This window comes from Sulfolobus tengchongensis, from assembly GCF_036967215.1.
Taxonomy (GTDB): domain Archaea; phylum Thermoproteota; class Thermoprotei_A; order Sulfolobales; family Sulfolobaceae; genus Saccharolobus; species Saccharolobus tengchongensis_A.
The window spans coordinates 320,512-336,055 of record NZ_CP146016.1 but is presented as its reverse complement, the minus strand read 5'-3'; the positions used below and the strand labels follow the sequence as shown (position 1 = coordinate 336,055).

General features: G+C 34.0%; 17 protein-coding genes. 11 read left to right on the top strand and 6 right to left on the bottom strand.

Annotated elements, in window-relative coordinates; genetic code table 11:
• Positions 1 to 2 precede the first annotated feature (2 nt).
• Entirely contained in the window at positions 3 to 1,826 is a 1,824-nt protein-coding gene (locus V6M85_RS01770; protein ID WP_338602221.1) for an AMP-binding protein, read from the top strand.
• Here the strand turns inward: V6M85_RS01770 and V6M85_RS01765 are convergent.
• The 3 genes from V6M85_RS01765 to V6M85_RS01755 all read right to left on the bottom strand — a co-directional run bounded on the left by V6M85_RS01765 (position 1,823) and on the right by V6M85_RS01755 (position 3,446).
• Positions 1,823 to 2,296, bottom strand: a complete 474-nt coding sequence (locus tag V6M85_RS01765) for a peroxiredoxin (RefSeq protein ID WP_338602219.1) — start codon at positions 2,294 to 2,296, stop codon at positions 1,823 to 1,825. The two genes, V6M85_RS01770 and V6M85_RS01765, sit on opposite strands and share 4 nt — an antisense overlap.
• 525 nt (positions 2,297 to 2,821) lie before the next feature.
• Positions 2,822 to 2,974, bottom strand: coding sequence for a hypothetical protein (locus V6M85_RS14170; RefSeq protein ID WP_422398111.1), 153 nt, complete (start codon positions 2,972 to 2,974; stop codon positions 2,822 to 2,824).
• Between the two features lie 34 nt (positions 2,975 to 3,008).
• Positions 3,009 to 3,446, bottom strand: a complete 438-nt coding sequence (locus V6M85_RS01755) for a hypothetical protein (protein ID WP_338602217.1) — start codon at positions 3,444 to 3,446, stop codon at positions 3,009 to 3,011.
• Between the two features lie 170 nt (positions 3,447 to 3,616).
• Between V6M85_RS01755 and V6M85_RS01750 the strand changes: the two genes are divergently transcribed.
• The 7 genes from V6M85_RS01750 (at position 3,617) to crn1 (ending at position 9,415) form a co-directional block, all read left to right on the top strand.
• A complete protein-coding gene (locus V6M85_RS01750) occupies positions 3,617 to 3,865 on the top strand; it encodes an antitoxin (RefSeq protein ID WP_338602215.1) in 249 nt (82 codons plus the stop codon).
• A complete protein-coding gene (locus V6M85_RS01745) occupies positions 3,852 to 4,271 on the top strand; it encodes a type II toxin-antitoxin system VapC family toxin (RefSeq protein WP_338602212.1) in 420 nt (139 codons plus the stop codon). Before V6M85_RS01750 ends, V6M85_RS01745 begins: the two co-directional genes overlap by 14 nt.
• A 289-nt stretch (positions 4,272 to 4,560) precedes the next feature.
• Positions 4,561 to 6,363, top strand: coding sequence for a S53 family peptidase (locus V6M85_RS01740; RefSeq protein ID WP_338602209.1), 1,803 nt, complete (start codon positions 4,561 to 4,563; stop codon positions 6,361 to 6,363).
• A 72-nt stretch (positions 6,364 to 6,435) separates the two neighbouring features.
• Positions 6,436 to 7,215 carry a dienelactone hydrolase family protein gene (locus V6M85_RS01735; protein WP_338602206.1) on the top strand — a complete coding sequence of 260 codons (780 nt, stop codon included), beginning with the start codon at positions 6,436 to 6,438 and terminating at the stop codon, positions 7,213 to 7,215.
• Between the two features lie 138 nt (positions 7,216 to 7,353).
• Positions 7,354 to 8,286, top strand: a complete 933-nt coding sequence (locus V6M85_RS01730; protein ID WP_338602204.1) for a phosphoesterase — start codon at positions 7,354 to 7,356, stop codon at positions 8,284 to 8,286.
• A 54-nt stretch (positions 8,287 to 8,340) separates the two neighbouring features.
• Positions 8,341 to 8,841, top strand: a complete 501-nt coding sequence (locus tag V6M85_RS01725) for a hypothetical protein (RefSeq protein ID WP_338602201.1) — start codon at positions 8,341 to 8,343, stop codon at positions 8,839 to 8,841.
• 37 nt (positions 8,842 to 8,878) lie between these two features.
• The gene (crn1, locus tag V6M85_RS01720) at positions 8,879 to 9,415 is read left to right on the top strand and encodes a CRISPR-associated ring nuclease Crn1 (protein ID WP_338602198.1); all 537 of its coding nucleotides are present in this window, start codon (positions 8,879 to 8,881) and stop codon (positions 9,413 to 9,415) included.
• Positions 9,416 to 9,425: 10 nt separating this feature from the next.
• Here the strand turns inward: crn1 and V6M85_RS01715 are convergent, their stop codons facing one another.
• Together V6M85_RS01715 and dps are read right to left on the bottom strand one after the other, a co-directional pair.
• Positions 9,426 to 9,770 (bottom strand): Rieske (2Fe-2S) protein, encoded by a 345-nt coding sequence (locus V6M85_RS01715; RefSeq protein WP_338602195.1) that lies wholly within the window; start codon positions 9,768 to 9,770, stop codon positions 9,426 to 9,428.
• Between the two features lie 51 nt (positions 9,771 to 9,821).
• Positions 9,822 to 10,400 (bottom strand): DNA protection during starvation protein, encoded by a 579-nt coding sequence (dps, locus tag V6M85_RS01710; RefSeq protein WP_338602193.1) that lies wholly within the window; start codon positions 10,398 to 10,400, stop codon positions 9,822 to 9,824.
• A 435-nt stretch (positions 10,401 to 10,835) separates the two neighbouring features.
• On the opposite strand from dps, the gene V6M85_RS01705 reads away from it, so the two are divergent.
• Complete coding sequence (locus V6M85_RS01705; RefSeq protein WP_338602191.1) at positions 10,836 to 12,008, top strand: NRAMP family divalent metal transporter; 1,173 nt, start codon at positions 10,836 to 10,838, stop codon at positions 12,006 to 12,008.
• A 162-nt stretch (positions 12,009 to 12,170) separates the two neighbouring features.
• Here V6M85_RS01705 and V6M85_RS01700 read toward each other — a convergent pair whose 3' ends face one another.
• Positions 12,171 to 12,803 (bottom strand): TenA family transcriptional regulator, encoded by a 633-nt coding sequence (locus tag V6M85_RS01700; protein WP_338602188.1) that lies wholly within the window; start codon positions 12,801 to 12,803, stop codon positions 12,171 to 12,173.
• Between the two features lie 97 nt (positions 12,804 to 12,900).
• Between V6M85_RS01700 and V6M85_RS01695 the strand changes: the two genes are divergently transcribed.
• Both V6M85_RS01695 and V6M85_RS01690 read left to right on the top strand, forming a co-directional pair.
• Positions 12,901 to 14,997, top strand: a complete 2,097-nt coding sequence (locus V6M85_RS01695) for a xanthine dehydrogenase family protein molybdopterin-binding subunit (protein ID WP_338602185.1) — start codon at positions 12,901 to 12,903, stop codon at positions 14,995 to 14,997.
• A gap of 59 nt (positions 14,998 to 15,056) precedes the next feature.
• Positions 15,057 to 15,542 carry a hypothetical protein gene (locus tag V6M85_RS01690; protein WP_338602182.1) on the top strand — a complete coding sequence of 162 codons (486 nt, stop codon included), beginning with the start codon at positions 15,057 to 15,059 and terminating at the stop codon, positions 15,540 to 15,542.
• Positions 15,543 to 15,544 lie beyond the last annotated feature (2 nt).

Here is a 15,544-nt window from a genome sequence, read left to right as displayed (position 1 = left end):
TAATGGTATTTGAACCAGACAAAGAATGGATCGAGAATAGTAACGTTTACAAGTTCATGGTCAAAAAGGGTTTCAGAAGATTGGAGGATTTCATAAAATATACTTACGAAGATCCGACTTTTTGGGAGGATTTTGTAAAGTTAATTAATATCAAATTTCAAGAACCATATGAAAAGGTTTTAGATTTATCTAAGGGAAAGCAATGGCCTCAATGGTTCGTGAATGGAAAATTAAATATTGGAGACCAAATAGGTGATAGCTCTGAAGTTTTTATAAAATGGATGGATGAAAATCTAAATTCCAGAAAAGTAACCTACTCTCAAATACTCGATGAAAGTAAGTCAATTGCGAGTTGGCTCAAGAGAATTGGATTAAAAAAGGGTGATAGAGTAGCAATTTACTTGCCAATGATTCCGGAAATAGTATCAATAATGTTAGGAGCCATAAGGGCTGGTATGATAATTGTACCATTATTTTCTGGCTTCGGTCCTGAACCGATAAGAGTGCGAATAGAGGATAGTGACGCTAAGGTAATTTTCACAGTAGATAAAAGTATTAGAAGAGGAAAAGAAGTGGATATGTTAAAGAATTTAGATGGATTAAATACAATTAAAGTAGTTTTAAATAGAAGCGGAATAAAAGGTGATTTTTACGACTATAAAGATATAATAAAAACTGGTGGAGACTACGTCGAGAAGACTAGCACAGAAGACCCAATGATGATAATTTACACTTCTGGAACTACTGGAAAGCCCAAGGGATGTGTTCATACTCATGACGGATTTCCAATAAAAGCCTCAGCCGATATTTACTTTCAATTCGACCTAAAACAAGGAGAGACATTAATGTGGGTTACAGATATGGGATGGATGATGGGTCCGTGGATGGTATTTGGCTCTCTATTACTGAACGCAAAGATGGGAATGATAGAGGGCTATACGGATAGCAAAGTGTTGGAAAAGTTCATAGAGGACATGAAAGTTGATATATTAGGATTATCAGCCAGTTTGGTGAGGATGTTAAGAAGTCAATCCAAAATCAAATTGGATGTTAGATTAACCGGAAACACTGGGGAACCAATAGATCCAGAAAGTTGGTATTGGTTATTTGAGATTTCCGGAAGAAAGCCTATTATAAATTACTCTGGAGGTACTGAGATTTCTGGAGGTATTTTAGGTAATTATGTTATAAAGAAAATAAAGCCATCATCGTTTAATGGACCATCACCCGGAATTAACGCGTCAGTATTTAATGATGAGGGTAAGGAAGCTCCGCCTAATACTGAAGGAGAGTTAGTAGTGTTAAGTGTTTGGCCCGGAATGACTCGAGGATTTTGGAAAAACCCAGAAAGATACATTGAAACTTACTGGTCAGTTTGGAGAGGTGTGTGGGTTCATGGTGATTTAGCTTATAGAGATGAAGAGGGATATTTCTACATAGTTGGTAGAAGTGATGATACCATAAAGGTTGCGGGAAAGAGAATAGGTCCGGCGGAAATTGAGAGCATATTAAATTCATTTCCCAATGTAGTGGAGTCAGCATGTATAGGCGTTCCAGATCCCCTAAAGGGAGAGAAAATTGTTTGTTTCGTAGTATCTAAGATTAGTGGAATTGAAAAAGAATTGATAAGGTACACTGAAGAGAAGTTAGGCAAAGCTTTAGCACCATCAGAAATAAAAATTGTCAAGGAATTGCCTAAGACAAGAAACGCTAAGATCATGAGAAGATTAATAAGGGCTATCTATTTAAATAAGCCTCTAGGAGATACATCGTCATTAGAAAATCCACAAGCTTTAGAGGAGATAAAAAAGGTAATTCAGAACTAACGCTGGGAAGAACTCAATTCCTCTTCCTTTATTTTCTTTAAAGTATTAAGGGCTTCATTAACGTGATTAGCTGGATTAAATTGTGATTTGTAAATGTGCCTAATAATTCCCTTCTTATCTATCACAAATGTCACTCTATCTGGGAGTATAAATCCCTTAGCTCCATATAACTCTCTTATCTTCTTATCGGGATCGCTAACTAATATGAATGGAAGTTGATATTTTTCCTTAAATTTTCTATGTGAGTTTATATCATCAGAACTAACACCTATAACTACCACATCATAATCTTTAAGAAGATTCCAATTATCTCTAAACGCGCAAGCCTCTCTGGTACATCCAGGCGTATCATCTTTAGGATAAAAGTAAAGAACTATATTATGCTTCCCTATGAAATCTGCTAAGTTGATTCTTTCTCCATTATCTGCAACTGCTTCAAATAAAGGTGCCTTATCTCCTATTTTTACCATAATTAGATATATCTTTTTGTGGTTAAAAAGTTATATTTATAAATTTTTCAAATTAACCGGTAATCACAAATATAGCGTTTCTTATTGTAGATGCAACGCGTTGGTATCGATAACAGATTATAGGAAGAAGAGTTTTAGTCATAATGATTACTGTTACAATTACTGCGAAATCGACTATATAATCCCTTAGCTTAATCCATTATATATATTTATTAAGTCTAATTTTCAAAGATGATGACATCCTAGATATACAAATTAACGCTAACTAAATCATCTTCCAATTTTCTCGTAAATTAACTTGAATAAAATTGGGAAAAATAAAGACACGGGACTAGCGTAGAAGTTATGTCAACTCTTACAACAGATCCAACGAATAATGTATCTCCCGTAAGTAAAGCCCATGGTTCGTTCCAGCTTTCATCTCTCCTTTTATCGTATACAAGTATAGATATACTATCTGGAGTATGTCCAGGAGTATGAAGTACCTTAATTTTGACATTTCCGGACTTTATTTCCTCTCAGTCTTTAAGTCTTATCACCTAAATCCTCGGCGAGTTTAATTATTTCATTCACTAAATCGTATTTAGGATCTGCTACAAATAACTCTCCAGCTTCAGTACAACCAAAAATATAAGTTTTGCACGCTCCTGAGGTACTTATAAGTTGCCTAAATATCATAATTTATGTTCTGTATCTAAGATTATATTAAGAACTATTCACCCTTAGAAGTTAATAACTCAAAATGTTCTTCAGCTTGAATCACGCATCCTTTACAGGAATCTATAACTGCCTCCTCATCTCCATTATTGAAAGTGACCACAAGCGAGTCATCAAATACTATAAATTTAGAACGTATATTATCCACAAATTTAACCTCACCAGATATATCTAAACCCCTAGTAGTTGTAACGACAATCAATTTACCTTTATGTTGCTTAAGAATTTTAATTAGCCATTCTGGTATAATGTCATAAACTACCCTCATTTTCGTACTTTTTTCTGAAAATTCCTTTATTAATCTAATTATAGTCCTTTTTCCCTTAACATGTAAATTACGATCTACTTCTTCTTTCCTCTTTTCACCCCAGTGCTTTTCTTGGCAAGTATACAACATATGGTGTACTGTTACGGAAGCATGTTGTATTTTCAACGAAAAATACCTTAACTAATCTGAACCGAGATTTACTAATCAAGAGTCTAACGTATATCTATTATATCTTTATAATTTAATGCTAATATCCATAAAGAGAAAGTAAAAGATTCTTTCTAGAACACAACACTCATTCAATTGACATCTAATAACGTGATCATAAACTTTATATGTTTACAAGTAAAGTAAACCATGTGAGTGATGTAATCTCTATTAGGGTTAGTAAAAAACTCAAAAGGGATTTGGAAGAACTTAACATTAATTATTCCGATAAAGTAAGGGAATATTTGGAAGAACTTGTAAGGAAAGAAAAACTAAAGAGAGAATTGGATAATGCAAGGAAAATAAGAGAGGAGATAAAAACAACAGTAACCCCTAGTGCAGATTTAATAAGAGAGGATAGGGATGCTAGTAGTTGACTCCTCATCAATAGCCTCTCTATATTTCCCAGAAAAATACAGTAAATTCGTTGAGAATTATATAACTAGTAGTGAAGGGGATAAGATACTTACATTAGATCTAGCATTTTACGAATTAGCAAACGTAATTAGAAAAAGAATAATACGTGGTGAAATTAAAAGAGATGATGGAAAAAGGATTTTTAAAAGTATGCTAAATTTGATGAGTACTTTTGAGATTCATCACTATAATGATATAATAGGTGACACATTAGATTTAGCATTAGAGAATAACATAACAATTTATGATGCATCATTTCTTCAATTAGCGATCAAATATAACGCTAAACTACTAACAACTGATCTAAAGTTAATTACGAGTACAATAAGTAAGTTCACTAATCACCTAGTTAAATTAAATACGTAACTCTCATAGGGATTTAAAGTCATTACACCTTATTTACAATCTCAATTCGTCCTAATAACTCTCCATAATTCTGTAAATAAGAATAATCACAGTGAACTATACGTAAACATAGAAGAAGAGAAGTAATTGTAGCTTATCTGACGTAACTAAGTCTAGTTGATCTTATTTCATCTTATAATGAATTTTGGTTTACAAAGTTACTAACGTGATAGCTCAATACATTCCATATTATCTTATGATGATTTGAATTAAGGTTAAAGTTTATATGGTTTAGGATAATAAAGATATTATGGAAAGAAGTCTTAAGTTAATAAGTCTGATCATATTATTAACGCTAAGTATACCGAGTTTGTTAATACTAAGTCAAGATCAACAGTTATACTATATTCAAACAACTTCTCCACAATATTCGATAGTGCCTGGATCACAATTCGTCCAACCTCTTAACTCCACCCAAACCCTATATATAGCAGTTCTGCTAAACTTTTCAAATCAATCCTCTCTTCAGTCTTATCTAAACCAGATATATCTCCTTCAAAGTAGTTTTCATCATTGGTTAACTCCTGAACAGTTTAGGGAGTACTATTATCCTCCTAAATCATATATAGATTCATTAATAAGATACCTAGAATCTTACAATCTACAATTTTTAGGCCAATATGGATTAGCCTTGATATTTAAGGGAACAGTAGGGCAAATAGAAAGTGCATTTAACACCTATATCAATATTTACTATTATCCTTTTAAAGACCTATACTGGTTTGGTAAGGTTGGAATTACGAATATCGGCCCATTTTATTATTACACTAATAACGTTACTGCATCACTTCCCTACAACGTAGGTAAGTACGTCTTGGGAATAGTAGGAATAGATAGTTTAGATCCTAAAGTGGTAAACGTTACAAGACAAGCATGGCATTTAAGTATGGTAAAGGCTCAAAGCAATCTTATTTCTAAAGCAGTAATCTCTCCAATAACCATTCAACAATATTTTAACTTTACAGAGGCCTACTCTCACGGTTATAATGGTAATGAAAGTGATATTGCAATCGAAGGAGTACCAGAATGTTACGTTAATACATCAGATATATACGCATTTTGGAAACTATACGGGATACCTAGAACTGGACATCTTAATGTAATTACTTTCGGAAATGTGACTTCGGGAGGTCAATCTGGTGAGAACGAGCTTGACGCAGAATGGTCTGGTGCCTTTGCACCTGCAGCAAATGTAACAATAGTTTTTAGCGATGGTTATGTAGGAGGTCCTGCACTAATAGGTAACTTACTGAACTACTGGTATGAGTATTATTACATGGTAAACTATTTAGATCCTAATGTAATTTCCATTTCAGTTACCGTAGAAGAATCCTTCTTAGCTGCTTACTATCCTGCAATGCTTTACATGATTCATAATATGATGTTACAGGCTGCCGCTGAAGGAATATCAGTTTTAGCTGCGTCTGGTGATTGGGGATTCGAAAGTGATCATCCACCTCCTAACTTCCATATAGGTGTGTACAATACTATCTGGTACCCAGAATCAGATCCTTACGTAACCTCAGTTGGGGGTATATTTCTGAACGCCTCTTCTAATGGGAGTATAGTCTCCATTAGTGGGTGGGATTACAGTACAGGTGGGAATAGTGTAGTTTATCCAGTGCAATCTTATGAGTTAACTTCGTTAATACCATTTACCCCAGTAACTGTTAGAACATATCCAGATATAGCTTTTGTATCAGCAGGCGGTTATAATATTCCAGAATTTGGATTTGGATTACCCCTAATATTTCAAGGCCAACTCTTCTTATGGTATGGGACCAGTGGTGCTGCACCAATGACCGCTGCAATGGTTGCTTTAGGTAGCAGTAGGTTAGGAGCTCTTAACTTCGCGTTATATCATATATCCTATCAGGGTATTGTAGTGTCTCCAATTGGTATATTTATTGGAAAGCAAGCATGGATACCAATAACTAGTGGAAATAATCCGCTACCTGCACACTATGGCTGGAACTACGTGACTGGCCCAGGGACATATGATGCATACAACATGATTTACGATCTGCTACTCTATTCTGGGCTAATTAGTTAACTGTTTTTTTAATTTTTTATATAAATGAATTTAGATAGTTAACTTTTAATGCGCTTACTTATATAAGCAAATATGCCATCAGAAAGAGAGTTATTTTACGAATCATATGATGGAAAAATAAGAGCATTCTTAGCCTCTGCAGAGAGTCCCAAATTAGGAGTAATAGTGGTGCATGAAATATGGGGACTTAATGACAATATTAAGGATATTGCAAGACGATTAGCCAATGAAGGCTACATTGCACTTGCACCACAATTATATACTAGAAATGAAAACGTTCTAACGCCAGAAAACATACAAAATGTAATGACAAAAGTATGGAGTATACCACCAGAAAAGAGAACTGATCCAAACGTATACAAAGAAATAATGGCCTCACTTGATGAGAACGGAAAGAAAGTTATTGATTTACTAGTTATAAACAGACAAAAAATGGAAGAGCAAATGGTTAAAGATCTCATTAAAGCATACGATTATCTCAACTCGCAAGGTATTAGGAAAGTAGTCAGTATGGGCTTCTGTATGGGAGGAGGCTTAGCATTTCAATTAGCTACTGAAGTCCCACTGGATGGCACCATAGTGTTTTATGGAAGGAATCCTCAACCAATAGAATCTATACAAAAGATTAAAGGACCTATTTTAGGTCTTTACGCTGGGGAAGACCCACCTATAAATGCAGGTCTACCAGATTTAATTTCAGCAGTAATAAAATATAAGAAGGATCTAGAGCTTAAGATATATCCTGGCGCTTACCATGCGTTCTTTAACGATAGAGGACGTACCTATAATAAGGAAGCGTCTGAAGATGCGTGGGAAAGAGTTAGAAACTTCTTAAGGAGGATCTTGAAATGAGTGATAATAAAAAACAAGAACAACAACAGAAAGTAGACCCATGTTTCTTAGCATGGGTTTATGTATTAGAAGTGTTAGAAAAGAAGGAGAAAAAGGACTAATTAATTTTTTAATTTGTAATTACAAATTAAAGATAGGATGCCCTTTAAATTTAAGTTGGGGTTCTTCACAGACATTCACGGCTCTGATTATTCTTTCAAGAGGTCGCTAAATATAGCTAAATCAAGAAAAGTAGATTATCTAATCGTAAGTGGAGGATTAATGGCAAAAGACATACTATTAGTAGAGGAAATAGGAGGAAATTATATATTGAATGGAAAAAAAGTAAATTTAAAGAATTTAAATGAGGAAGCATTAAGATCAGGAAAGTATCTAATAGTTGACAAGAAGGAAGTAATTGAAGACATAAGAAGTGATAAACATAAATTAGAGAAGTTAATTATCGAGAAGGCCACTGAACAAATGTCAAGATGGATTAAAATGTCCGAAGAAATTTATCGCCTTGATAAAATATTTTGGTGCCCTGCACATGGAGATCATCCACAATTAGACTCAATTCTCAAAGAGTTAGGAGGTAAGGTAATCAATGAAAGTGTGATAAATTTGGAGGATATTCAAATAGTATCAGTAGGATTTGCCTCTCCTATAACGGGTAATTCTCCTAGAGAAATCCCAGACTCAGAACTTTATATTAAAGGAAAATCATTACTTAAAGATAGTGAAAAGGAAAAGCTAATAATGAATTTCCACATGCCTCCCTTAAATACTAAACTAGATATCACTAAAGCCGGTCTTAAGAAAATTCATATAGGCTCAAAAGCAGTTTCAGATCTAATAAACGAGTTTCAACCACTTTTATCGCTTCACGGGCATGCTCATGAAAGCACAGCAATGGATAAAATTGGCAATACAATTGCAATAAACCCTGGTAGTTTATACCAGTTAGGTGACCCCTCGGTTGTTACATTTGAGGTACATAAAGAACTAAAGGGTTTTGGAACAGTTAATGTGGGAATCTACATAATAAAAAACATCGAGTTCTTATCCACTAATCCTTTAGATGTAATATAACGCTAATAATAACCTTACTAAAAAGTTTAATAGCCTATTTTACTTGTTTAAAATATGGCTATAGGTAAAACAGTTCTGATAGTGGGTGTGATTATACTCATTATAGGTATTGCGCTATTCTTCATTGGCGGATATCTTGCGTCATCAAGCCTCGTTAAGATAGTAAATGCGTTAGAAACCACAACACCAACTACATTACAGCCTAGTTCCTCAATAGATCTAGGCGTACCTTCTAAATTGTCCATATTGCTATATAATACAAGTTCTGGACAAGTATTGAGAGTATTACAAGAAATTAATGGGACAAATCAATCTATACCACAGATTTCAGAAAAGGACTATATAATAGCGTTATTGAGTCCCAAATATGAGGCCATAATGGTAAACAATCTAACTACCGCAATAACAGTTAAGTACATTATGAGTGAAGAATTAGCATCATCGTTAGTAAACGTCGCGTTATATACTGGTTTAGGATTCTTCTTAGCCATCATAGGAGTTATTGTCGTAATAGTTGGATTGATATTACATTTAAGGGGAAGGGGTAGAAAATAACATAGCTTATTAATTCTCTCTTTTAATTTAGTAGTGTATGGTCAAACTAGTAGCGACGTTAGGCACTTCACCAGGTGGAATATTAGAAACATTTCTTTATTTAATAAGAAAAGGTGAAAATATAGAAGAAATAAGAGTAATAACCACAACTAATCCCGAAGTAGAAAAAGCGTGGAAAATAGTTAAGTTAATGTTTGTATGTTGTATACAAGAAAAATTCCCTAAGGTAGAAATCAGCAAACATCCACTTGATATTGAAGACGTTTATACTGAGGAAGATTTAAAGAAAGTTAAGAAATTCGTTGAGGAACAATTAAATGAAGGAGATTATCTGGATATAACTGGAGGAAGAAAGAGTATTAGTGTAGCTGCTTCTTTAGCTGCTAAGAAAAAAGGAGCAAGGATAATAACTTCAATAATTTCACAGGAAAATTATAGGGAAATCAACAATAAGATAAGAGAAATAAAGAACATAGTTGAAATAAATAATAGGAGCGAATGTAGTGAAGAGTTGAAAAAAGAATATTGCAGACTTATAGTAGAAAATGCCAGAACAATAGAGTTTGAGATATAATTAGTCCTTATTAAACCTCAATATATATTTCATCGTCTATAATTTTTACCTCAAAAATTCTTAAGTCAGGAGAGTAATACCATCTTCCTTTCCTATCTCCATAAGGGTTAAAAATCAACTTTCCATTTTTTAAATTATACTCGTATCCATGTAAATGGCACTTTATAACGTACTCTGTATCACGCAAGATAATGTCTCCGTATTCCATATTTCCTCCCTTATGTGGACAATATGCTTCAATAGCAAACACATTATTACCTATTTTTATAAGGACTACCTCATAATCTCCTTTCAACGAAAATTTCTTCGGCTTCTTATCTTCGAGATCTGATAATTTACAAACTCGGATTAGCATTAAAAATTCACCTGTTTGCTAAAAAAATAAGGGGGGTAGAAAATATCTTATTTATTCGTATCTTGACTTTCTGGAAAACGGACCTTCTCCAGGATAGCTTCTTCTGAAATGCCCAGATGGTCTTCCATATAGTAGCTCTAGGAACCAGGCTTCATGCTCTATTTCTTCTTGCAATATTCTTTGAGCTAAATCATACGTTCTGGGATCTTTTCCATATGTCATATCACAAACTTCTTTCCACGTTCTTATTGCACATTGTTCAGCTTCCAATAAGACTTTTAATATTTCCTTAGGATCCTTCCAGTTATCCGGTAAATATGCATCTGAACAAGCGGAGAGATCAGCGAGTTGTCTTATATCTCTAGGAAGATTCCCACCTAACTCGTATATTCTCTGAGTCATAAGTTCGAAATGGAGCCTATCTTCTAGTCTGGCATCTTCAGCTATTTCTTTAAGCCCTTCTCCTTCCATACCAGTTAAGTGCATCCTTAAGATCGTATAGTAGTAGTATGTGGTAAATTCTGCCGCAGTTGCTTTGACTAACTTATCTATTAATTTCTTTACATCGAGTCCGGATTTTTCTAAAATTTCTACTCCAACTACCTTTGGTTCTTGTGTTTTGTTTTCCATCTAAACCACCTGATAACTTATACTCATTTCTAGTTTATAAAGCTTTCTATTTAATAGTTATTATAAGTAGTTGTTAATAGTTGTTCTAATTTATTATTGGCCTTAGAGGATATCACTAAGTCCGTCAATCTTGAAACGTCTATTTCTAACTTATTTTTTCTATTTTAGATAATTATAATCCTTGTTTTTACAGACCTTAGTTAATTCATCTTCCGGATAGAAGTTGATTATTTAGAATAGTAACTGCGACACTGCTTATCTAATTAGAATTAATTTTAATTAGGATTCACTATCAAATAGAAACATTTATAACCTCACACTATACTGTTAATATGGTTGATAAAATGTGATAATTATAAATAGAGTGTCTAACAATATTATAATGATTTATTACATAATAAAAGAACTTATGTTTAATATTAGGGGTGAGTGCAGTTGAGTATAAGGGATTCTGTGAGACTTTTCGGACCTGCTTGGATAGCACTATTGGCTGATGCTGACGCTGCAAGTATATTAGGAGGATTGTCTACTGGCGAGGAATATGGATATAAGTTAGTGTGGTTTGTTATGATGCTTTCTCTTCCAATATTTGTAATACAAGAGGCTGCAGGAAGGCTAGGAGCCGTAACTAACAAGGGAGTTGGTGAGCTCATTAGGGACTATTATTCAAAAAGAATTTCCCTTTTATCAATAGTTCCAATATTCTTTGTTGACTTCTTTACGTATTTAAGTGAATACGTGGGAATTGTCATAGGATCGTATTTAATTGGTATTAATCCCATAATTGGATTATTAATATTCTTCATTCTACATATAATTATAGTTTTATCTAAAAAATACGAGATTACTGAGAAATATTTAGTTGTGATCTCCTTACTTTTGATTCTTTCTTCACTATTTATGATTGGACCTAAATTATATTTTAATGGACAAGATATCTTTTACTTTTCTACGTCAAGAAATTTTCTCTTCTTTTTAGCAGTTAACGTAGGTGCAGTAGTTACTCCTCCATGTATGCTAGTATATCAAAGTTCAGCCACAGCAATTAAGTATTCAGGGGTAGAGGTGGATAAGTCTAGAAAAATAAGGTGGGTAACTTTAGAGACGTTAATAGGTGCGATAATAACTGAACTGATAATAGTGTTTTCTGAAATAATAGGTGCTTCAATTAGTGGCGTAGATCCCACAAATCCAGACCAACTTTTATCAAGTTTAGGAAGGATCCATTATATATTTGGAATTACTCTAATAAGTGCAGGATTCCTAACGTTAATAGTCGTGTCACTAAGCAGTGCATGGGGATTATTGGAGGCATTAGGCAAGAACAACTACAAGAATTCAATAAGAGTATATATAGCAGAGTCCATACCAGCATTTATCATAGTGTCAATAATGCTGAGCAATTACACTACAATAATCGACTTTGCCTTAACACTACTATCATTATCCCCAATAGTTATAACAATACCTGCAATACTAATAGGAATTCTAGTTAGTAATAGGAGAATAATGGGAGAATATGGCTATACTAAATTAAGATCCATAATCTACTTCATAACAATTTGTATCGTACTTATTGGAGGAATAATTGGAATTCTACCTATATAATGAATTCGTTATAAAGTAAAAAAGATTTAAAAATTAAAGGAGTAGAAAAATAATCGGATATACTAATATATCTATTATAGTTTACTGTTCTTATATAAAGTGAAAATTGTAAAGCCCTTTCCAAAATTTAACTAAATAGCACCACTTCACGCAAATGAATAGCTATTGATTATAGGAGTAAATTGTATCCCAGAAAGCTTTTTCGTAATGTTGTATTGCATAACTAATAGTTCTAAGTCTCTCAATCTGGCTATTACTATTGAGTTCAATTATTTTCTTCTCTAAATCTGTGTAAGAACCTTTAAATGAATCGAAGAATCCAGTTTCTTTTATTCCGTATTTCTCCCTTAGTATATCTCCGAATCTAGTTACAACTCTTGCCCAAACCGGTAAATTTACAATTCCTGCGAATAGAAACTCAGCAGGTTTCACGTAATTAGCTAACCAAGATAAGTAGTGGGTATAGCTTACCGCTTGGGGAGAGACATTATAAAATAAAGGATCTTTAACTTCAATTCCTAACTCTTTCATTAGTTTAACTAATTCTTTTAACGCATTATAGTCTCCATCCAAAAGTATTTTAAATGCGTCAAGTTCCTCCAAACTAGAACTTCTCGACAAGCCAATAGAGATAGATCTCAGGTCGTGATTTACAATATACCATTGATTTATAGTGAAATTAACTATTACAATTCTTTTAAGTTTCCCTTCCTCAGCGGTTTTTAACAATGGATGGTTTATAACTTGCGAGTTTAACTCCTTTAATTCCTCTCTTATTTGTTCCAATATATTCATAATTATACATACATTAGACTAACTTATAAATTATTTTATAACCTACTTATATACTACATAAAAAGATTTATAATGTTAGCTTGCTAACAATCCCGTAATGAAAAGGATAGATGTACGTGATCTACTGTTAGGTAAGGGGAATTACGTAGATGATATCCAAATCAAAAGTAAGTATGCAGTATTCATTAGAAGCCCATATCCTCATGCAAGAATATTGAAAATCGATAAAAGTGATGCAGAAAGAAGAGGTGCGTTAGTGCTAACCGGTAAAGATACGATAACTAAATCCGTTGAGGGTGGAGAAAGAGAAGGAGCTAGCTTGAGTACTGCATTAATGGCCATAAATAAGGCATTATATGTTGGACAGCCCGTTGCGTTAGTTATAGCTGATGATCCCTATCAAGCTATGGATTTAGCTGAATTAGTGCAAATTGATTATGAACCTTTAGAAGGTGTAGGGAACATAGAGAAAGCGTTAGAAAATAAGGTAATAATCTTCGATGACTTAAAAACTAATGTTGTAAGAGAGCAAACTTTAGAATTCGGTAAACTGTATACTCAAGGAAAACATCTAGAATTGGATTTATACTGGTCTAGAAGTTCGGGTAACCCGATAGAACCCTATGGTGCGATAGTTATACCAGCCGATGACGGTCTAACTATTATTTCAAATCAACAAGCAGGAAATGCAGTTTCCAATGAAATTCAAAAAGCTCTTGGAGTTAAGGTGATACATAAGAATGCCAGACAAGGAGGAAGTTTCGGAGAAAAGTTTTCATTAGTCAGATATTTAACTGTATTAGGTGTCGCCGCATTAAAGTTTAGAGTTCCAATAAAGTGGATAGAAACTAGAACAGAGCATTTAATGGCTTCAAATGGAAGTGGACCAGAAAGGAAGTTTAAGATTCATGCTTATTATTCTTCTGATGGAAGAGTTAACAGTTTAGATATCCATATATGGGAGGACGTTGGAGCTTCTAAAGATGCTGGCCAACCGTTTAAGCCAGTAGGTATCCTAACTGGACCGTATAAAATAGGTGGTGTAAGATATACGGGGACACTAGTAGCTACGAATAAGAATCCGGCTGGAGCATTTAGAGGTGCTGGAACTCCACCTCATACATGGGCTTTAGAAAGAGTAATGGATGCAATAGCTGATGAGTTAGGAATTAGTAGAGCAGAGGTAAGGAAAATTAATGCTATAGATTCCTTCCCTTATGATAGTGGATTTGCCTATTATGATTCAGGAAATCCAAAGGGACTATTGGAATTAGCACTATCCAGAAAGGACATATTTTCTATGAGAAGTCAAAATGTTGGTGTTGGATTAGCATTGTCTACAGATCCTAGTACACCTTCTGGGAGTGAAAGAGTGAAATTGAAAATAAAGAACGGTAAAGTCAATGTGATCTTAGGATTTGGACCAGAAGGTCAAGGCAATGAACATACGGCAGTAGTATTAACTTCGAAGCTCCTTGGAATAAGCCAAGATGATGTCACATATGAGATAGCTGATAATATGGAATTACCTTCCTCTTTTGGTCCAGGAGGAAGCAGGATGGCAGTTTTTGCCTTTGGCGCAGTGTCTGGAGCTGTAGAAGAATTAAAAGCAAGACTAAGAAGGAAAGCTGAAGTAGTTCTAAATGACAAGGTAATAGATTATAAAGATGGATATTTCATAGGAGAAAAAGGTGGAAAGGTTAAAATTACGTCATTTGAGGGAGAAGAAGTTGATTTCACATACACATTACAAGGTAAGTATAGATTTAACGCATATCCATTTGCTTGTGATCTGGCAGTTGTTAAAATAGAAGATGGAAAAATTAGGCCAATCAAACACGTAGTCTATATAGATCCTGGAACACCAATAGATGAGGATTTAATTAAGGAGCAAGTAATTGGTGGAACTGCTATTGGTATCTCATTAGCTCTATATGAGCATTATGTATATGACGAAAATGCAAATCTTCTAACTACTAGTCTTGCAGATTATGGAATGCCTACCGCAGCAGATCTGCCAGAGATAGAAGTAAATATTGTACCTACACCTTCTCCAGTAACACCATATGGTGCTAAAGGAATTGGTGAAATTCCCGTTGGAATAGCTGCAGCTGCAGTTACAAGCGCAGTAGAGGATGTAATAAAAAGAAGAATAACAAAAGTACCAATAAACCTGGAAGAAATTCTTGATTGACAGATAAGGAAAAAGTAATAAAGAAAAATTTTATTTTATTACAACCCGTCTCTACTCTCATGAATGTTGGATTTGACGTTCTAAATGAGATTCACGGTTTCTTTGGAGCATTGTGGGCAGGAGCTGCGTTTTTAAATTTCTTAATTAAACCGCAAGACAAAAAACAATACGAAAAGATAGGAAAATTCTTCATGATAACATCGATTATTACAATAATAACTGGAATAATTTTGTTCGCCTATATTTATTTAGCGCCATACCAAGGGAATTTGTTCTTAGTAGCCGCTATATTACGTTCTAGCATAGACGTTAGAATAAGAGCTTTCCTAAACCTAATAGGCGGAGCATTTGGATTGATAGCATTTGGGGCTGGAATAGTGATGAGTAATAGAATAAGACTAATTATGAACGTAAAAGAGGGAGATGTAATGCTCTTAGAATTAAGAAGAACAGTCTCTAATCTATCAAAAATTAGTATAGTGTTCCTCTTACTTTCTATCGCCATGATGATATTAGCTGGCTCAGTTGCTCAAACAGTTTATTAAAG